Here is a 17,390-nt window from a genome sequence, read left to right on the forward strand (position 1 = left end):
AGTCATCGGCCTCGCAGCGCACCGGCACCACCGCCTGGTGCGGGGCGTACTCGTAATCGATGCACAGCACCAGCTCCCCGGCGCGCAATTTCAGCCCGGGCCGGTCCGCGAGCATCCGGTAGCGGCGCAGCCGGGCAGGGGTCTGCGCCACACACGATCCTGTCGCGGGGGCGGGGTCGGTCTGGGTGAAAGTGCTCAAGACGCTCATGGGTGGTGACCTCCTGGAAAGCAGACGTCCCGGAAGGGACCTCCCGGGGCGTGACGCGCCCCATCGGTCGCCCGCCGTCAACAGTAGAGAGGTGGCCCGTGCCCGGGAAGGGGTTCAAGGGTGAACAGCAGGGGTCGGCCCGGTGCCGTGCCCGGCACCGTGAACTTCTACTGCGACGCTCGTGGAAAGGCTCAGGCGTCGGTACGGAGCACGTCCAGGTAGGTCCATCCAGCCCGTCGTCGGAACGCCTTGCGGGCATTTCGCGGACGACTGACCCACTTTGAGGTCGGCATGACCGTGAGAACTCAGTCATACCCGCCAGGGGTGAAGTGCGAGAAACTGTCCACGGTGGGGTGCGTCATCGACCACAGCGCGGGCCGTACCGGAGAGGAGACGTGGACATGGGCTTCTTGGACCACCTTTTCGGCCAGCGAACTCCCGACCCCTCGAAGCCTTCTCGCTCCAGTGCAGCGGCACGCCCTCAGGAAACGCCATCACCCCAGGAGCACACGTCCGCCCAGCCGCACAAGGGCGAGGTGGGCGCTCCACAGGCCCCGGGAATGGACCTGCCCAGCATCCCGACCTGGACGGATCGCCTCTGGGGACGCCAGGACGCCGCGCTGACCGCCACCGGCACCCAGTTCGTCCTGGACAACGGGCCCCAGCTGTCCCGGAACCACTGGGAAGAGGAGAAGACCGGCACCCTGAGCGTGCACCTGATCGCCGGTGAGCCCTGGCTGTCCTGGCGAGGGCACATCATCGGGAAAATGCACCGTGCTGATCGCCAGAAGGCCTACACCACCCTGGCGAACATCGATCCGCAAAGCTGGCGTCTCGAGCTGCCTGCCTTCGTCGGGTGGACGTATCAGGAGCCTTCCAGGTGGCACGAGGACGGGACGATGGAGCAAACCCGTGGAGAGCGGGTGCCCGTGGTGACCTACACGCAACCCCAATGGACCACCCATGACGGCGGGCAAGATTTCACCTGGTTCGCTCAGAATCCCGCCCCCCGCGGCAACGTCGCGCTCCTGCCCTCGGGCGGTCCCCTGACCGTCAAGCTCGGTTATGGTGCGCACCAAACACTCCAGCCCTACATCCGTCACGGGACGCACTGCGGGATCTACGCCGCCTTGCACCTGGGAGCACCCGAGGCACCGCGCAGCGCACCGCCGTGCCTGGTCGACGTGGACGGGGTGACAGTCGGCAGGCTCACCGCCCAATCCGCGACCCGGATGGCCCCCATCATCGAGAACTTAGCGGGCCGCGGATATGAAACCGCCACCTGGGCAGTGCCGAAGGGCAACACCGTGGCCGCGGAACTGTCGGTCTACCCACAACGGTCCTCCGAGGTGGACGAAGCCTGGTTAATCCTGCCTGAGGCCCCACGCCCAGGACCGCACGGTTAGAAGCACACCGCCACGTCCTCCCCGAGGCCGCTGAGGACACGTACGCGCCAGGATCCCTGACCTGCCGCGGGTCGGACGCCTGCACCAGGCCGAGGAAAGACGGGGCTGGGTCTCCCGCCGCATCAAGGAGACGCGAGCATCGGAGTGGATGTGTCCACCACTTTCCCCAGATTCAGCACCCGTAAGCCCTCACCCCTCCCCTGCAAGTTCTACGTCGAACCACCCAGGCCATTCATGCCGTGCTGGTGCGCCAACTCCCGTGGATTAGTGAACGATAGGCGGCCATATGTAAAGCAGCACAGGTCGATGCCTCCACGGGAGGCGGTTCGCGCGCCGAGCTGTGGCTGGGCCGTCATCGCCGTTGCCTTAGGATGGGGTTCGCCCGGGTATTCAGTGTCCGCAGTCGTCGGCGAGTTGGCGGCGTTCGTGCTCCCGCCGGCTGTAGGTGGCTTCGCGGATCGCTTCGTGGCTGTCGAAGTTCAATCCCAGTGCCCCGGCCAGTGTCCCCAGTGAGGCGGCCAGCCAGGACAGGTGGAGGTAGTCCGTGAGGTCGGCCGGGTGGCCCAGCTGGGAGCTCAGGTAGTCGGAGGCGATGACGGCCAGGCTCAGTCCGAACAGCAGCGACCACAGGATCACGTACATCAGTGCCACGCTCAGCCCCACGGTGATGATCGTGGCGGCGTTGTCCACCCCTGCCCGCCACCGCTCGGTGGCGTTCCGGAGTTTGTTCCACAGCCCGTTGGAGCCGATCAGCCATGCGCTGAGCGCGCTGATGACCACCACGCTGATCACCGCGAGTCGCCCCGGGTGCAGGGCATCCGACATGTTCCAGATGGAGGCGTAGAAGATCCCGAAGGCGCCGGTGGCCGCGGCAGCGGCCACACACCCGGACAAAGCCGTCAGCAGGCGCCCGGGGCGGTTGCTGCGCACCATCCCCGCCAGCAACCGCAGCCGGTTGAGCCTCCCGGGAAGAACGACGTAGGCCGTGTCACCGGCCACGGGCTCTCGGCGTGCCGCCTTGTGCCCCAGGGCGGCGCGGGCGGCTGGGGAGGACGGAAAGTCCTCGGTGCCGTCCTGCACCGATTGGATCAGCGTCACCACCAGCGTGCGGGCCTTCGTTCTCAACCGGTAGGCCCCCAGTGCCGGCAGGCAGATCATCGCGGCTCGGGCCGTGGAGCTGACCTCGCACATCAGCGGTTCCTCCTCGTGCGAACGCAGCAGATCGGTCAGATACACCAAATAGTCCCACCCATGGGAGTCCCGCAGCGCCTGGGCGTGGGCCATCAGCGGGATCTGCCCGTCCGAGGCGATGGGCAGCGACTGCCGGCTCACCTCCACCTCCCACCGCACCGGTGCCTGCCCCGCGTGTGACAGCTCGTCGCCGAGTTCGGCGGCGACCGCCGCGGCCAGTTGCTCCGGCAGACCGGGATCGGCCATCAGGCCCAATGTCATCGTCGGCGTGGTCATGGCTTCATCATCGACTACACGGACCGACTCGGGGCGAGCCCCTCCGGGCCGGGGAACCATCGGTGTTCACCGGTGACGTGCCGGCGGTGGGGGGGGGCGGGGCAAGACGGGTACGCCTGTGCCGCGAGCCGCCTACGAGCACCGAGGGGTCCTGTTTGTTTGCCCTGGACCAGCGACGCTAGAAATGTTCTTCACGTCTACGTCCTCGGTGCCAGTGCCCACGCGCTTGTCGTGCAGGACCGTCGTCATACCAGGGCAAGCCACCCCGGAACGCCGTGCAGCGCTCCGGAATCATGTCGACGTCGCTACGCTCGGGACATGGTCTTCTCAACGCGCGGCCTCCGTTCGTATCCGGTTCTCCGATGGGCGGGGCGTGCGGTGCTGGGCTTCATCGGTGTGCAGGCGGCCGTGGTGGCAGCACTGGTGATCACCGACGCGGTCGAGAAGAAGGGGCGGGCCCAGCGTTCCGGGTTCCCCCGGCCGGGAACCTTCAAGGGCACTGTGGCCGAGACCGGCACCACGATCTACACCTATGGTGAGGACCTCTATGAGGACATGCTCGCCGCGATCGGTGGTGCCCGTCATCGGATCTTCCTGGAGACCTTCATCTGGAAGGACGACGAGGTCGGCCGCGCCTTCCGCGATGCCCTCAACGACGCCGCCGGGCGGGGGGTCGAGGTGTATGTGACCTACGACCATTTCGGCAACCTGGTCGTGCCGTCCTCGTTCTACGATTTCCATCCCGCCGTGCACGTCTTCCGGTTCCCCGCACTGGGCCCTACCCTGCTGTCCGGTCCCCTGCGCGCCACCGGGGTGACCCACCGGAAACTGCTGGTGGTCGACCACGAGGTCGGGTTCGTGGGTGGATACAACATCGGTTCTCTCTACGCCACGCAGTGGCGGGACACCCACCTGCGGCTGACCGGTCCGGCGGTGTACGAGCTGGGGCACGCCTTCGCCCAGGTGTGGAATCACCTCGCCATCGGGCACCCCGGGCTGTCCCCGGTGAATCCGGTGTCCTGGATCTCTCCGCTGCGGGCGATCAACAACATCCCGGCGGATTTGGTCTACCCGATCCGCAGCGTCTACCTGGACGCGATCAGCCGCGCCCAGGACCACATCCACCTCACCACCGCCTACTTCATCCCCGACCAGCGGATCCTCACCGCCCTCATCGAAGCATCCCGGCGGGGTGTGGACGTGCAGGTGATCCTGCCGGAAGAGTCCAATCATCTGCTGGCCGACTGGCTCTCGCGCGGGTTCTACACCGCGCTGCTGACCGAGGGCATCACCGTGCTGCTCTATCGCCACGCGATGATCCACGCCAAGACCGTCACCATCGACGGGCAGTGGTCGTTCGTGGGTACGGCCAACATCGACCGGCTGAGTCTGCGGTTCAACTACGAGACCGGCGTCGCGATCCAGGACGAGAACTTCGCCGCGGACATGGAACGCATCTTCGCCGCCGACAGCGACAACTGCCGGCAGGTGGTCCTGGAGGAGTGGAGCACCCGCCACCCTGCCGCCCGATTCGCCGAAACCGTCCTGGTGCCGCTGCGTCCGCTCCTCTGATTCGGATGTGGTCTGCCGCGGCCATGCCGCCGCCGTCGAGCGTGTCAGGAACGGTGGCGGGCTATCAGTGAGGCCACTGCTGAGAGCAATTGGCGGAGTCTACGGCGGCCCCAGCAGCGTGCCCATCGGCTGCCGCAGTCATGGACGGGGCGTCCCCCTCCCCCACCCCAGGGGAGGGAACCTCTACGTCTCCTGGGAGCTCCGTCCGAGGTCCCTGAAGTCAGGAAGACCGTCACCACCACCGGCTGTTGTACCTATTACCGGCCCGCGGGCCGACACGGATACGTAACTGACACGCGACGACACCACGAAGGGGAAACGACCAGAATGTCCCAGCCCACCACCATTCCTTCCACCACCTCCATCGACTACCGGGTGCTGCGCACCGTGCCCACCTACGCCGAGGCGCAGCGGATGGTCGACGCCCTGTCGGATGCCGAGTTCCCGGTCGAGCACGTGCGGATCGTCGGCACTGGCCTGCGCTCGGTGGAGCAGGTCACCGGGCGGATGACCAACGGCCGGGCGGCCCTCTACGGCGCCGGAACCGGTGCCTGGCTCGGCCTGATGATCGGCTTGCTGTTCGGCCTCTTCACCGTGGGCGCCTGGCTGTCGGTGGTGCTGTGGAGCGTGGTTCTGGGCGCGATCTGGGGCCTGGTCCTCGGGCTGATCGGGCATGCGGTCACCGGCGGCAAGCGTGACTTCCGCAGCATCCAGGGCCTCGAGGCCGAGGCCTACGACGTCCTCGTCGAAGCCGAGTACGCCGGCATGGCAGAGGCCAAGCTGAACCTCCGTCCTGCCGCATGAGCCACCACGGCCCGGCACACCCCCGCGCAGCATCACCGACCGGCAGCTCACCCGTCAGTTCGTAGCGGGCGGTGGCCGGCCCGGACCGCACCGGCGCCCCACCCCACCACTGCCCCGGGAGCATGGTGGGCAGGATGCCGATGCGGGCTCAGCCGGGCGCTCACCGAGGTTGATCAGCCCTGACGCCCGCAACGTGGCCTGACCAGCTTTTCGGCGCGGCTCGGCGCTCCGTTCGAAATCACCGGCACGGTTCAGAAGGCTTGCACTGTCCCGGACGCGCAGGAGGACCCCGGAAACCTGCCGGGACCGGTCATGCTGGCCATCATCGTCGCTCAGCCTCTCTTCCACGCCGTTTCCGCACCCACCTCCGGCGCAGCAGGCCACAGTTCCGGGTCCTCCAGGGACGCGGAAAGACCACGACCCCAGGACCGGCCTCACGCAGGGAACCGACGGTGCGCTCACTCCATGACGGGCACCACGACCGGAGGCTGACCTCACCAGAGCCCCTGTCGAACACAGAAACAGAGGACCACCATGCACATCTTGACCCGCACGCTCACCACTGGTGCTGCCGCCCTTCTGACGGCCGGCGCCGTCGCCGGGTGCACCAGCGAAACCGCCCTGACCCAAGCCGACCAGTCCGGCATCCCCACCGAGGAGCTCGTCGGGGATACCATGACCTTGACCAACGAGGTCCAGGAAATCCTCGCCCACGGCATCATCACCATCGGGGCTGAGGACACGATCATCGTCACCGAGCAGCTCCCCGAGGGCCTCAGTGCCGGGGACGACGTGGAAGCCACCGGCACGGTGGTCGAACGCGACGTCTTCACCGTCGACGACCTCGACGCCCTGCAACGAGTCACGGACCAGCAGACCGCCCAGTACCTCGTCAACCGCGGCGAGGAACCCATCCTGGCCGACGCCACCGTCACCCGCACCGACTGACCCTCCACAGCCGACACCCTGGGCCACTGCTTGCTCGAAGCCCACCCACTGACGGCCCAGACGTGAAGTCCTGTGGCGGCGGGTCTTTCCATCGGCTGTTCATGCGGTCTCCTTTTCGGGCCAATCGGCTTCGCCGGCCACGGCCGAAATCCCGAATCGGTGGCCGGCATGGTGGCCGCCGTCGTCGAGCATGCGGGGCGCTGCGATCGCTCGGCCTAGCATGATCGCATGGTTGCCTCCGAGCGCGTGCGACGACGGCGTTCCGGTGCCGGCGTGCGCCTGCGGGGACTCCTCTGGAATGTCCTGCGGGGACTCCTCTGGAATGTCTCGGCTTCGTGGCACAGGGGTTTCACGGCTGTCCGCTCAGCACCGTTCCAGCACCGGTCGTTCACGATGTGGCGAGGGCAACATGTCGTCGGCCCGTGAATCCTTGGGCCTGCGGGTTCCCCAGCATCGGGTCGATCGCCGGGCCGTCCTGTACTGGGCCCTGGCCGAGTTGCTGAGGTGGGGCGGAGCGTGGATGCTGGTCCGCTGGATCCAGGCCTCGCTCGGGGGCTGGCTCACCGACGGCCTGAGGATTCTTTCCTGGGTGCCGGACCGGCCGCCCGGCAGCCCCGGCATCCTCTTTTGGGTGCCAGTCATCCTCATGTGGCTGGACCGGCTCAGCGTCGTCGTGCTGGTCGTCGGCGCGGTGATGGTACTCGTCGCCCCACCGGTGCGCTACCAGGTCCACCGGTGGGAAGTCGGCTCGGGATCTGTGCACGTGCGCGACGGGCTGCTGCGGATCATGTGGCGGATCACCCCGACCGATCGGATCCAGGCCGTCCACGTGCGCCGCAACCTGCTGGAGCTGGCGCTGGGGTTGTCCTCGGTGATCGTGTCCACCGCCTCCTCCTACGGTCCGCTCGTGGTGGTGGGCCTGGACAAGGACCGGGCCTCTGCGGTCGCCGATGAGCTGGAGCGCGCGGCGCAGGAGGCTTCCGGGGAGGCCACGTGAGCGCGGCCGCAACGCCGTGGCGACGCATCGATCCGCGGTCGATCGTGGTGGGCTCGATTCCGCACCTGATCACGACCTGGCTGACCTTCCTGTTGATCCGCGAGTCCTTTTCCTTCGACGAGTGGTTCGTCCGTGAGTATTTGTGCCCTGCTGCCACCGTGGTCGCCGCCGCCGGGGTGATCCACCAGATCGTGCGGAGGGCCACGACCTTCTACGCCCTGGAAGAACGCACGGTGCGGCTGCGCAGCGGGTGGCTCCTGCGGCACCGGACGGCCGTGGACCGGCACCGGGTGCGCACTGTGGTCCTGCACAGCGGGGTCCTGGCCCGACCGCTGGGACTGACCCGGATCCTCCTGGGCACCGGCGAGACCCGCCGGGACGCGGCGGTGATCCTCGCCTGGGTCCCGACCGCGGTCGCCGGGCAACTGCGCGCGCAGCTGCTCGAGCATGCCGGCCCCGTGGGGGGACGCTGCGGGATGCTCGCCCGCGGCCGCCCGTCCTGGGCGCTGTGGGCGCCGTTCACGGCACTGTCGGTGAGCCTGTGGGCCGGGTCCTACGCCGTGGCCTATCAGCTGTTCCTGGCGTGGTTCGGGTGGTGGCGGACGACCCAGTGGTTGATCACCGAGCAGGTGGATCCCCTGACGGTTCTGCGCGTCCTGGTGGTGGTGCCGGTGGTCATCGGTGTCCTCGGCGCAGTGCTGGTCTACCTGGAGCACTGGTGGGGGTTCCGCCTGGAGCGCACCCCTCGCGGCACGCTGGAGACCCGCTACGGGCTGATCGCCCGCCGATCGGTGAGCCTGCAGGAATCGCGGTTGCGAGGAGTCGAATTCGTCCAGCCACTGCTGCCGCGGATCCTGCACCGGGCCCGACTCGTGGCCGTCACCACGGGCGCAGGCTCGCAGAGGACCCTCCTCCGGCAGCTGCCGGCCGCCCGCCGGCGGACGCTGCTGCCGCTGGGCCCTGCGGCGCAGGCAGCTCGTACGGCCTCGGCCGTCCTGGACCGCGAGGTGGACCTCGCCGACCTGTGGGGCCACCCCGTGCAGGCCCGTCGCAAACGCTACCGGTGGGCGGTCCTCTCCACGGCGGCCGTGCTGCTGGTGATCTGGGCAGTCTTCCGGGAACCGCTCCAGAACCAGGTCGGGACGTTTATTCTCGCCGGGCTCGCCCTGGTCGCCTCGGCACTGGTGATCGCCGAGGACAATTACCGCTCCCTGGGACACCGGCTCGATCCCTGCCTGCTCCTGCTGCGCAACGGCACCGTGCGGCGGACCACCACGGTGAGCCAGCGGCGGACCGTGATCGGCTGGGTCTTCCGTCAGTCGTGGTTCCAGTACCGTCTGGGACTGGTCACCGCTGTGGCCTCCACCGCCGCAGGGTCCGGCTCCTACTGGCTCCACGACGCCGGCGCCGCCGGCGCGGTACGCCTCGCCCGCGACATCACCCCGGAGCTGATCGAACCCCACCTCCTCTCGCAGGACCCCGCGCCCCCGGGAGAGGTGCCAGCCGCCGGGTCGACCATCGGTTCTTGGCTGGTGTTCACCCTGGTCCTCGTCGTCGCGGTCACCTCCTGGTGGACGTCCCGACGGCGCAAAAAGCCCGACGAGCGGGCCTAGATGAGAGAGTCCGCGTCCCCTCACCCATGTTGAGCACGCGCGAACTGGCCCCCCTCCCCGCAACTGCTCAGCCAACGCCGGCATGTTCTGCGTCGCACGACTCAGACGCTCCAGAATGGGGGTCACCAGAGTGTTGCCCTGCTCGCGTATCGACAACTCGCTGACGAAGACGGCACATAAAGCGCGGACGCCAGCACCCGCCTCTAATGAGCCGTATGTAAAGCGGAGGGCCTTGAGGACGTGCCCTGAGAATCGTAAGCGGCGGGCGATACGTCGCCACGGTCTATGAGTTGATGCTCGCTGGTGGTGATACGTCTGACGTTGTCGCCTGCCACCGGGTGTGGGACCTTGGGAGAGAGCCCCAAAGAACCGGGCTCCCGGACGAGGGGTGCTGTACCCGGTGCGCGACAAGACGGCCCACAGGAGGCTGTCATGTCATGGTTCGTTCTGGTCCTCTCCGGGATCCTCGAAGCGGTCTGGGCCACTGCGCTGGGCAAGTCCGAGAACTTTAGCCGGCTCGGCCCCACCCTGGTGTTCTTCCCGGCCTTGGCCGCGAGCATGGCGGGTCTGGCCTACGCCATGAAAGACCTGCCGGTGGGTACCGCCTACGCGGTATGGGTGGGCATCGGCGCGGTGCTCACCGTCGTCTACGCGATGGCCACCGGTGAAGAACTGATCTCGGTGATGAAGGTCGTGTTCCTGCTGATGATCATCGGCGGGGTCCTCGGGCTCAAACTCTCCCATTGACACCGCACCGAGGTGCTCATCGTCATCACAAGATGATGGTGGCGATCAGCATCTCGGCCCGAGAGTAAGCCGCTCTCTTGGCGTACTGGGTGGTCCGGTCCACGCGCTCCAGGCTGATGATCCGCACCTTCCGCCGCCGCATCGCGGCACCGGTTGAGGGGTGGGAGCAGGCATTGTCGGCGGTCACGGCTTATGGCCGGCTCCGGGACCGGCCAGGACCAGCGCGGCCCACCTTGAAGCCTGCGGCCGCTAACCGAGCCATATGTGAGGCGGAAGAAGTTGATCCTGCCCTGTCCTCCCATGGCCGGAGGTGCCCGTGGTGGAAGAGGTTGTGACTCTTGCAGCGGTGGAACGGCAGCCCCGAACGTGCCACCGCCTCGGAATCGGAGGCATGGGCTCGGCTGCACGTCCTTCTGCGGTTCTGGTGTGAGGCCCTCCTCCCGGGCAGGGCACGATCGGATCTACTACGATGCGGCGTGGGGGGACGGTGGTTTCGTCTCGACCTGATGCCTTGCTGAGCCGCCCTTGAATCGGTCGACTGTGGAGGTGTGATCGTTTTATGAGCTTCCCTGTGCGAGGTCGGGACGGCTATCTGCCCATCGAGGGCTACGGGTTGATCGGTGATGGCCGCAGTGCGGCGTTGGCGGGCAGGGACGGGGTGATCGAATGGTTGTGCCTGCCGCGCTTCGACTCCGAGGCGGTGTTCTGCGCGCTGCTGGACTCCCCCCGCGGGGGGTGCTTCCTGGTCACGGTGGAGGCTCTGCGGGAAAACCACCAGCGCTACCTGGAGGACACCTGGGGGGTGATCTCCAGCGGCATCGGCCTGTCCCGCCGCCTGTCCGGACACGATCGCCCAGGCGCAACCGCATCAGGGGCAAGCCGATGACCCCGGGCGTTGGACGGTCGGAGCACACCTCATGATCCTGTCCCTGGTCCTGCTGGTGGGTGTGACCGCGGCCGCCCCGGTGCTGGGACGGCACTGGGACCGTAATGCCGGGTATCCGATCGCGGTGGTGTTCCTCCTGGCCGCCGGCAGCATCGCGGCGCAGGCCTCGCGGGTGGTTGGCGGGGAGTCGCTCACCGCCGGCTGGGAGTGGATTCCTTCCCTGGGGGTGCGCTTCGCGTTGCGCCTGGACGGTCTGGGGCTGTTGTTCGCGCTGCTAGTGCTCGGGGTCGGTGCCCTGGTGATGGCCTACAGCGCCCGCTATCTCGAACCCGACGCGCCGGCCGCGCGGCTGTACACGTTGCTGTCCGGATTCGCGACCGCGATGCTCGGACTCGTCATGGCCGCCGACGTGCTGACGTTGTTCCTGTGCTGGGAGCTGACGACGATCTGCTCCTTCTTCCTCATCGGCGGGTCCGGCACCACCGGCGCCAAGCCGGCGATGCGGGCACTGCTGGTCACCGGGGGCGGCGGTCTGGCGTTGTTCGCGGCCCTGGCCTTCCTAACCGTCGGCACCGGCACCACGGATCTGTCCGTGGTCATGGCCGACCCCGACCTGCTGCACGAGTCGGGGTTCAGCATCGTCGTGGAGGTGCTGGTCATCGTCGCGGCCTTCACGAAGTCCGCTCAGTTGCCGTTCCACTTCTGGTTGCCCGGGGCGATGGTCGCCCTCACCCCGGTCAGCGCCTATCTGCACGCAGCCACCATGGTCAAGGCCGGCATCTATCTGTTGCTGCGCTTCTCCCCGCTCTACGGCGACCAGCCGGTGTGGACCTACGTGCTGCTCATCGTTGGTCTGTCCACCGCGGTCTACGGTGCGCTGCTGGCGCTGCGCCAGCACGATCTGAAGGCGCTGCTGGCCTACTCCACCATGAGCCAGCTGGGCCTGCTGGTGGCCGCCACCGGGGTGGGCACCCCCGCGGCGCTGGGGGCGGTGGCCACCCACACCTTCGCCCACGCGCTGTTCAAGGCGACCCTGTTCATGCTGGTGGGGATCATCGACCGTGAGGCCGGCAGCCGCGACATCCGTGAACTGTCCGGGTTGCGCCATGCGATGCCGGTGACTGCCACCCTCACGGGTATCGCCGCGCTGTCGATGGCGGGGGTGCCTCCACTGCTGGGGTTCGTCAGCAAGGAGACCCTCTTCGAGGCCTTTCTGGCGGCCCCGGGCCGGACCGGCGGCCCGGAGTGGACGGGCATCGTGGCCGCCGCTACCGCGCTGCTGGCAGCGTCGCTGACCTTCGCCTACGCGGCACGCATCGTCGCCGGAGCCTTCTTCGGACCCCTGCAGCAAGGTGAGCTCTACGAGCCCTCCAAGGCCTTCGTGGCCCCCACGGTGGTGCCGGCCCTGGCGTCGGTGGCCCTGGGCCTGGGCGTGAGCGTGCTCACCCCGCTGGCCAATCGGATCACCACCGACATCGCACCGCGCGGGCAGGACACCCTGTACTACATCGCGCTGTGGCACGGCTTCACCCCGGCGCTGGGCCTGTCCGCGGCGACCCTGGGGCTGGGCACAATGCTCTACCTGGCCAGGGACCCGGTGGAGCGGTGGCTGCAACGGTGGCACCTACCAGCCACCGGCTCCGACGTGTTCGACGCCCTCTACACGACCACCCTGCGCACCGGTGCCGCGGTCGCTCGGCCGTCCCAGACCAGTTCCATTGCCGGGCAGCTGAGCCCCGTCCTGGTCACGGCCCTGGTGCTGGCGGCCGCCGCGGCACTGGCCCGCCCAGAACTCACGCGACCCTTGGCCACCGTCCGCCCCGAGGACTGGTTCGTGGTCGCTCTCCTGACCCCGACGGCTCTGGCTCTGGCCGTGGTGCGTTCCCGGTTCGCCGCGGTGTCCCTGCTGGGGCTGGTGGGATTCCTCGTGGCGGTGTGGTTCCTGCTGGCCGGGGCCCCCGATCTGGTGTTGACCACCCTGGTGGTGGAGATCCTCACGGTGCTGGTGGCCGTGCTGGTGCTGCGCCGGCTGCCGAGCACGTTCACGCCCACCAGACGGGGGCGACGCATCGGCGCGGCGTTGCTGGCCGCCGGGGTCGGTCTGGCCGCCGCGGGGGCCACCTATGCCCTGACCGGTCGCCGGGAGCTGTCCACGGCCGGCGGCTACTTCCTCACCGAGGCGAAGGAGCAGACCGGGGGCACGAACGTGGTCAACTCCATCCTGGTCGACTTCCGCGGTTTGGACACCCTCGGGGAGATCACGGTGCTCGCGGCCGCGGCAGTGGGGGTGGGCGTGCTGCTCAAACCGGCCCCACCGGAGATCATCGAACAGATTCCCGCACCGCCCTCGCTCCTGCGGCAGGCGCAGCGTGTGCTCTCCCCGTTGATCATCGTCCTGGCCCTGTATCTGTTGCTGCGCGGACACTACGAACCCGGCGGGGGGTTCGTCGCCGCCCTCGTCGCCGGTGTCGCCGTGGCCCTGCACTACCTCGCCTACGGGCCGGCCGGCATGGACGGGCTGCGCCGCACCGTGCCGTGGCTGCTCGGGGGCGGCATCGGGGTCGCCGTGCTCGTCGGCCTCGGCGGGCTGGTGCTGGGCGGATCCTTCCTCACCGGCGGGGAACTCGACGTGCCGGTACCCGTGCTGGGTTCGGTGAAGCTCACGGCCGCCCTGATCTTCGATCTCGGGGTGTTCGCCGTGGTCGTGGCCCTGGTGATCCGCGCCGTGGACCGGCTGGGGGTGCGCCCATGAGCGCCGCCATCATCGTGGGGCTGCTGGTCTTCGCCGGTGTCTACCTCGCCCTGCAGCGGGAACTGGTGCGCGCGGTCCTCGGGTTCATTCTCCTCGGGCACGCGGCCAACGTGGTGCTGCTCTCCGCCGGAGGGCTCCACTTGCGCCAACTGCCCTTGGTCGGTGACGGTGTTCCGCCCGAAAGCGCTGATCCCCTGCCTCAGGCGTTCGCGCTGACCGCGATCGTGATCACCTTCGGCATCACCATCTACCTGCTGGTGCTGTCCCTGCGCACCCCGGAGGACGGTGACGAGCCCGAGAACGACCCCGCCGCGACTCCCGAGAGCGGGACACCGGCAGCCGCCACCTCCCCGGAAGCACCCGAGGAGACACCCGCGACGGCCCGGGAGGATCTCTCCGGCCGGAGCGGACCCGAACGGGGGGCACCATGATGTCCGCACTGGCCCTGCCGGTGGCCGCCCCCATGCTCGCGGCCGCCGCCCTGATGCTGATCCGCCCCCGGTGGGCGCACCGGGTGATCGGCTTCCTCGTCACCCTCGGGGTGCTCGGCCTCGGCGCCGCGCTGCTGGGCGCCACCGGCGACGGAATTTTCGTAGAGCAGGTGGCGGGATGGCCCGGCGGGATCGCCATCCCCCTGGTCGCCGACACGCTTTCGGCGCTGCTGCTGGTGGTCTCCGCGGTGCTCGTGCTGGCCTGCACCGCTTTCGCCGCCGCGACCGGAGCGGATGAGCACCGGCACTTCTGGCCGCTGGTGCTGCTGCTCAGCGCCGGTGTCTACGGCGCCTACCTGACCGGGGACCTGTTCAACCTGTTCGTGTGCATCGAGATCATGCTGCTGCCCTCCTACGTCCTGCTCACCCTGCAGGGCAGGTCGGACCAGTTGGCCGCTGCCCGCATCTATATTCCGGTGAACCTGCTCGCCTCCACCCTGCTGATCACCGGTGTCGCCCTGGTCTACGGGACTGCCGGCACAGTCAATCTCGGTGAACTGACCGGCCAGGCACTGACGTCGCCTTCGGTGGCGATCGCCGCGGGGGTGGTGCTGCTGGCTCTGGCGGTGAAGTCCGCGGTCGTGCCCGTGCACGGCTGGCTGCCGCGGGCCTACCCGCACGCCCACCCGGCGGTGCTGGCCCTGTTCAGCGGGCTGCTGACCAAGGTCGGGTTGTACGCCGCCTGGCGGGTCTACGCCGTGGTCTTCGATGGGGATCCCGGCTACCGGTGGCTGTTCGTCGCGATCGCCGTGCTCACCATGGTCATCGGAGTGCTCGGTGCCGTCGGGCAGCAGAACATGCGCGAGATCCTCAGCTTCCACATGGTCAGCCAGATCGGCTACCTGGTGCTCGGCATTGCCCTGTTCACCCCGATCGGACTGACCGCGGCCGGGTTCTACCTGGTGCAGTACGTCCTGGTGAAGGCAGCACTGCTGCTGGTCGCCGGCGCGGTGATTCATGGATACGGCACCGACCGCCTCGACCAGCTCGGCGGTCTGGCCCGCCGGGAACCACTGCTGGCGGTGGCCTTCATCGGCGCCGGACTCTCCCTGGCCGGGCTCCCCCCATTCTCCGGGTTCGTGGCCAAATTCGCCCTGGTGGTCGCGGCCGTGACCGAGGGGGAGTACCTCGCGGCCGCGGTCGCCGTCGCGGTGAGCCTGCTGACGCTGACATCGATGGTCAAGATTTGGCTCGGTGCCTTCTGGGGCCGCGCCCCTCAACACGTGCTCGACCGGCCCCGACTCGGCATCGGCGTCGCCGCCCCGGCGCTGACCCTCACCGCGATCTCCTTGGTCCTCGGCGTGGGCGCCCAAGCCCTGTTCCCGTGGGCCGAGCAGGCCGCCACCGACCTACTGGACGTCACCGGCTACGCCCAGGCGGTGAGCAACGGATGAGACGACTCCTGCGCCTGCCGATCCGCACGTGGCGGTTGCTGGCCTTCGTCCTCTGGTACACCGGCCAACTGGTCGTGGCCAACATCTCGGTCGCCCGGCACGTGCTCTCCCCCCGCCTCCGGGTGGTGCCGGGCATCGCCCGAGTCCCGCTGCGCTCGAGGAAGGAGTCCCACCTGGCGCTGCTGACCGGGCTGGTCACCCTCACCCCCGGTACCCTCGTGCTGGAAGTGGGCGGCGCCCCGGCCGTGATGTTCGTGCACGGACTGCACAACCCCGATCCCGAGACGCTCCGCCGGCAGGTGCAGGCGCTGGAGGACCGTCTGCTCACCGTCCTGGATCCCGAGGCCTGAGGAGGACATCATGGGTTTAATCGACGCCGGTTTCCTCGTGCTGGGTCTGGCATTCCTGACCACGGTGTGGCGGATGGCCATCGGGCCGACGAACGCTGATCGCGCCGTCGCCGCCGATCTGGCGTTCTTCGTCCTCATCGGGGTCCTCGCCCTGGCCGCCGTCCGGTTCGACCAGCCCGTGTTCTTCGACCTGGTGCTCGTCGCCACGCTGGTCGGCTTCGTCGCCAGCCTCGCCCTGGCCCGGCTCATCGACCGGAGCACACCGTGAGCACCGCCGCCGACATCCTGATCACTCTCCTGCTCGTCCTCGGTGTGGTCCTCATCGGGCTCGCCGGGATCGGCCTGTTGCGCCTGCCCGACGCCTACGCCCGGATGAACGCCGCCGGCAAAGCCGGCGGACTGGGCGTGGTGTGCATCGTGGCAGGGGCAGCCCTCGCCGCCGCGGACATCGAGGCCGGCACCAAAGCCGCCGCGGCGATCGTTCTGCAGCTCCTCACCGTGCCGATCGGCAGCTTCGCCATCGCCCGCGCCGCCTACCGCGCCCACACCCCCCTGGACCCGCTCACCGCCTACGACGAATACGCCCAACCACCCGCAGGCCCCGAAGACGACAGCACCGAATCCCCGCACCGGTGAGGCGCACCCCCCCAGCCCGAGGGGCAGCACCTCCACCGGGCCACACTGCTAGAACGGGGGCCCAACACCCTTGCCGGTCGAAATGACCATCACGGGGCTCTCGCCCTCGTTGAGCACCGCCTGCGACACGGAACCCATGAGCAGTCCCCGGAACCCGCCGTAGCCGCGGCTGCCCACCACCACCAGCTCGGCCGAGCGGCTGGCCTCCACGAGCAGGTCTTTGGGGAAGCCGAAGAGCACGAACGTTTCAACCGGCAGGCCCCGATGTTGAGCCCGCAGCGCCTGCGCCACCTGATCCACCATGACCTGCGCCGGGTCCAGGAGCTGTTCGCGGATCGCCCGATCCAGATCCACCGACCCCGTCGACGTGGTCGTGGCTTCCGGGACCGCGGTCAGCAAGGTCAAGCCCCGGCCGTGCCGTTGGGCATACCGGGCCGCCGCCACGATCGCGGGATTGCCTGCCCCGAGCCGATCCACACCCACCACGACACGACCGGCGAAAGGATGGGCGCCGGCACCCAAGTCCTGCGCCTCGGACCTCCACCGGCCCGGCAGCACGACCACAGGGCACTGGGCGTGGGCGGCCGCGGCGGCCGAGACGGAGCCCATCCGCCCGCGCATTCCGTGTCGGCCGCGCTTGCCCAGCACGAGTCCCACGGAACCCTTGGATCGCTCGATCAGCACCTCAGCGGCGTCACCGCGCTCGACAACACCCACAGCACTGGCTCCCCGCTTGCGTGCGCGCGCCACAGCCCGCCTCGCGAACTTTCCCGCCTGCGCTTCGGCCGCCGCCAGGGACGATGCGTACGGGCTCGAGTCGAACAGCGCAGGGCGCCCGATGGACACCACCACCTGCAGCTCGGCCGACAGCGCCGCCGCCTCCTGAATGGCCCAGTCCAGGGCTTGGTTGCTGTTGTCGGACCCGTCGTACCCGATGACGATCTGCTCCGTCATGGTGAAGGGTCTCCGTTCCTACGGGGCCATCAAAGCGGTGCCGGTGGTCACTACCGTAGCGAGCAGCACCCTCCGCTGCCTCGGCTCCGCGGGGTCAGTACGGCATGTTTCACACGACAGCACGCAAGGACGCAGCCAGCACCCGGGCCACAGGGCAGCTGCGGA

At 68.8% G+C, this 17,390-nt stretch carries 18 protein-coding genes and 1 riboswitch; of the genes, 14 read left to right on the forward strand and 4 right to left on the reverse strand.

All coding sequences use genetic code 11. The features are described from left to right. On the reverse strand, nucleotides 1–208 hold a 208-nt coding region (locus ACYVM4_RS00100), incomplete at its 3' end, for a hypothetical protein (protein WP_460667244.1). A 560-nt stretch (nucleotides 209–768) separates the two neighbouring features. Between ACYVM4_RS00100 and ACYVM4_RS00105 the strand changes: the two genes are divergently transcribed. Further along, nucleotides 769–1,614, forward strand: a complete 846-nt coding sequence (locus ACYVM4_RS00105) for a hypothetical protein (RefSeq protein ID WP_460667245.1) — start codon at nucleotides 769–771, stop codon at nucleotides 1,612–1,614. A gap of 390 nt (nucleotides 1,615–2,004) precedes the next feature. Here the strand turns inward: ACYVM4_RS00105 and ACYVM4_RS00110 are convergent, their stop codons facing one another. Beyond that, nucleotides 2,005–3,081, reverse strand: a complete 1,077-nt coding sequence (locus tag ACYVM4_RS00110) for a hypothetical protein (protein WP_460667246.1) — start codon at nucleotides 3,079–3,081, stop codon at nucleotides 2,005–2,007. A gap of 318 nt (nucleotides 3,082–3,399) precedes the next feature. Here ACYVM4_RS00110 and ACYVM4_RS00115 point away from each other — a divergent pair, with 318 nt between their 5' ends. From ACYVM4_RS00115 to ACYVM4_RS00140, 6 genes are all read left to right on the forward strand, one after another. Continuing rightward, nucleotides 3,400–4,653, forward strand: coding sequence for a phospholipase D-like domain-containing protein (locus ACYVM4_RS00115; protein ID WP_460667247.1), 1,254 nt, complete (start codon nucleotides 3,400–3,402; stop codon nucleotides 4,651–4,653). 327 nt (nucleotides 4,654–4,980) lie between these two features. After that, nucleotides 4,981–5,457, forward strand: coding sequence for a YflT domain-containing protein (locus tag ACYVM4_RS00120; protein WP_460667248.1), 477 nt, complete (start codon nucleotides 4,981–4,983; stop codon nucleotides 5,455–5,457). A gap of 534 nt (nucleotides 5,458–5,991) precedes the next feature. Next, nucleotides 5,992–6,405, forward strand: coding sequence for a hypothetical protein (locus ACYVM4_RS00125; protein ID WP_460667249.1), 414 nt, complete (start codon nucleotides 5,992–5,994; stop codon nucleotides 6,403–6,405). Nucleotides 6,406–6,925: 520 nt separating this feature from the next. Next, nucleotides 6,926–7,402: a PH domain-containing protein gene (locus tag ACYVM4_RS00130; protein ID WP_460667250.1), complete on the forward strand. Its 477-nt coding sequence runs from the start codon at nucleotides 6,926–6,928 to the stop codon at nucleotides 7,400–7,402. Next, complete coding sequence (locus ACYVM4_RS00135; RefSeq protein ID WP_460667251.1) at nucleotides 7,399–9,015, forward strand: PH domain-containing protein; 1,617 nt, start codon at nucleotides 7,399–7,401, stop codon at nucleotides 9,013–9,015. The genes ACYVM4_RS00130 and ACYVM4_RS00135 overlap by 4 nt, the downstream gene beginning before the upstream one ends. Before the next feature lie 353 nt (nucleotides 9,016–9,368). Further along, nucleotides 9,369–9,437: riboswitch (guanidine-III (ykkC-III) riboswitch) on the forward strand. A 10-nt stretch (nucleotides 9,438–9,447) separates the two neighbouring features. After that, a complete protein-coding gene (locus tag ACYVM4_RS00140) occupies nucleotides 9,448–9,762 on the forward strand; it encodes a DMT family transporter (protein WP_460667252.1) in 315 nt (104 codons plus the stop codon). Nucleotides 9,763–9,787: 25 nt separating this feature from the next. Here the strand turns inward: ACYVM4_RS00140 and ACYVM4_RS00145 are convergent, their stop codons facing one another. Continuing rightward, nucleotides 9,788–9,949 (reverse strand): hypothetical protein, encoded by a 162-nt coding sequence (locus tag ACYVM4_RS00145; protein WP_460667253.1) that lies wholly within the window; start codon nucleotides 9,947–9,949, stop codon nucleotides 9,788–9,790. Nucleotides 9,950–10,321: 372 nt separating this feature from the next. Between ACYVM4_RS00145 and ACYVM4_RS00150 the strand changes: the two genes are divergently transcribed. Genes ACYVM4_RS00150 through mnhG form a run of 7 tightly spaced genes read left to right on the forward strand, consistent with a single transcriptional unit; the run spans nucleotide 10,322 to nucleotide 16,271 of the window. Further along, nucleotides 10,322–10,648 (forward strand): trehalase-like domain-containing protein, encoded by a 327-nt coding sequence (locus tag ACYVM4_RS00150; protein ID WP_460667254.1) that lies wholly within the window; start codon nucleotides 10,322–10,324, stop codon nucleotides 10,646–10,648. Nucleotides 10,649–10,679: 31 nt separating this feature from the next. Then, complete coding sequence (gene mbhE / locus ACYVM4_RS00155; RefSeq protein ID WP_460667255.1) at nucleotides 10,680–13,400, forward strand: hydrogen gas-evolving membrane-bound hydrogenase subunit E; 2,721 nt, start codon at nucleotides 10,680–10,682, stop codon at nucleotides 13,398–13,400. Next, nucleotides 13,397–13,831 (forward strand): sodium:proton antiporter, encoded by a 435-nt coding sequence (locus tag ACYVM4_RS00160; RefSeq protein WP_460667256.1) that lies wholly within the window; start codon nucleotides 13,397–13,399, stop codon nucleotides 13,829–13,831. Before mbhE ends, ACYVM4_RS00160 begins: the two co-directional genes overlap by 4 nt. Continuing rightward, nucleotides 13,828–15,285 carry a monovalent cation/H+ antiporter subunit D family protein gene (locus tag ACYVM4_RS00165; RefSeq protein ID WP_460667257.1) on the forward strand — a complete coding sequence of 486 codons (1,458 nt, stop codon included), beginning with the start codon at nucleotides 13,828–13,830 and terminating at the stop codon, nucleotides 15,283–15,285. The genes ACYVM4_RS00160 and ACYVM4_RS00165 overlap by 4 nt, the downstream gene beginning before the upstream one ends. After that, the gene (locus ACYVM4_RS00170) at nucleotides 15,282–15,635 is read left to right on the forward strand and encodes a Na+/H+ antiporter subunit E (protein ID WP_460667258.1); all 354 of its coding nucleotides are present in this window, start codon (nucleotides 15,282–15,284) and stop codon (nucleotides 15,633–15,635) included. Before ACYVM4_RS00165 ends, ACYVM4_RS00170 begins: the two co-directional genes overlap by 4 nt. A gap of 10 nt (nucleotides 15,636–15,645) precedes the next feature. Beyond that, nucleotides 15,646–15,903: a monovalent cation/H+ antiporter complex subunit F gene (locus ACYVM4_RS00175; RefSeq protein WP_460667259.1), complete on the forward strand. Its 258-nt coding sequence runs from the start codon at nucleotides 15,646–15,648 to the stop codon at nucleotides 15,901–15,903. After that, nucleotides 15,900–16,271 carry a monovalent cation/H(+) antiporter subunit G gene (mnhG, locus tag ACYVM4_RS00180; RefSeq protein WP_460667260.1) on the forward strand — a complete coding sequence of 124 codons (372 nt, stop codon included), beginning with the start codon at nucleotides 15,900–15,902 and terminating at the stop codon, nucleotides 16,269–16,271. The genes ACYVM4_RS00175 and mnhG overlap by 4 nt, the downstream gene beginning before the upstream one ends. A gap of 48 nt (nucleotides 16,272–16,319) precedes the next feature. Here the strand turns inward: mnhG and ACYVM4_RS00185 are convergent, their stop codons facing one another. Further along, nucleotides 16,320–17,225: a universal stress protein gene (locus ACYVM4_RS00185; RefSeq protein WP_460667261.1), complete on the reverse strand. Its 906-nt coding sequence runs from the start codon at nucleotides 17,223–17,225 to the stop codon at nucleotides 16,320–16,322. Nucleotides 17,226–17,390: the final 165 nt, after the last annotated feature.

Source organism: Kocuria himachalensis (genome assembly GCF_054784195.1).

Excerpts from the sequence above, each read along its gene's own strand:
- ACYVM4_RS00105 (WP_460667245.1), top strand. The coding sequence starts at position 769 with ATGGACCTGCCCAGCATCCCGACCTGGACGGATCGCCTCTGGGGACGC.
- ACYVM4_RS00110 (WP_460667246.1), bottom strand. The coding sequence starts at position 3,081 with ATGACCACGCCGACGATGACATTGGGCCTGATGGCCGATCCCGGTCTG.
- ACYVM4_RS00115 (WP_460667247.1), top strand. The coding sequence starts at position 3,400 with ATGGTCTTCTCAACGCGCGGCCTCCGTTCGTATCCGGTTCTCCGATGG.
- ACYVM4_RS00120 (WP_460667248.1), top strand. The coding sequence starts at position 4,981 with ATGTCCCAGCCCACCACCATTCCTTCCACCACCTCCATCGACTACCGG.
- ACYVM4_RS00125 (WP_460667249.1), top strand. The coding sequence starts at position 5,992 with ATGCACATCTTGACCCGCACGCTCACCACTGGTGCTGCCGCCCTTCTG.
- ACYVM4_RS00130 (WP_460667250.1), top strand. The coding sequence starts at position 6,926 with ATGCTGGTCCGCTGGATCCAGGCCTCGCTCGGGGGCTGGCTCACCGAC.
- ACYVM4_RS00140 (WP_460667252.1), top strand. The coding sequence starts at position 9,448 with ATGTCATGGTTCGTTCTGGTCCTCTCCGGGATCCTCGAAGCGGTCTGG.
- ACYVM4_RS00150 (WP_460667254.1), top strand. The coding sequence starts at position 10,322 with ATGAGCTTCCCTGTGCGAGGTCGGGACGGCTATCTGCCCATCGAGGGC.
- mbhE (WP_460667255.1), top strand. The coding sequence starts at position 10,680 with ATGATCCTGTCCCTGGTCCTGCTGGTGGGTGTGACCGCGGCCGCCCCG.
- ACYVM4_RS00160 (WP_460667256.1), top strand. The coding sequence starts at position 13,397 with ATGAGCGCCGCCATCATCGTGGGGCTGCTGGTCTTCGCCGGTGTCTAC.
- ACYVM4_RS00165 (WP_460667257.1), top strand. The coding sequence starts at position 13,828 with ATGATGTCCGCACTGGCCCTGCCGGTGGCCGCCCCCATGCTCGCGGCC.
- ACYVM4_RS00170 (WP_460667258.1), top strand. The coding sequence starts at position 15,282 with ATGAGACGACTCCTGCGCCTGCCGATCCGCACGTGGCGGTTGCTGGCC.
- ACYVM4_RS00175 (WP_460667259.1), top strand. The coding sequence starts at position 15,646 with ATGGGTTTAATCGACGCCGGTTTCCTCGTGCTGGGTCTGGCATTCCTG.
- ACYVM4_RS00185 (WP_460667261.1), bottom strand. The coding sequence starts at position 17,225 with ATGACGGAGCAGATCGTCATCGGGTACGACGGGTCCGACAACAGCAAC.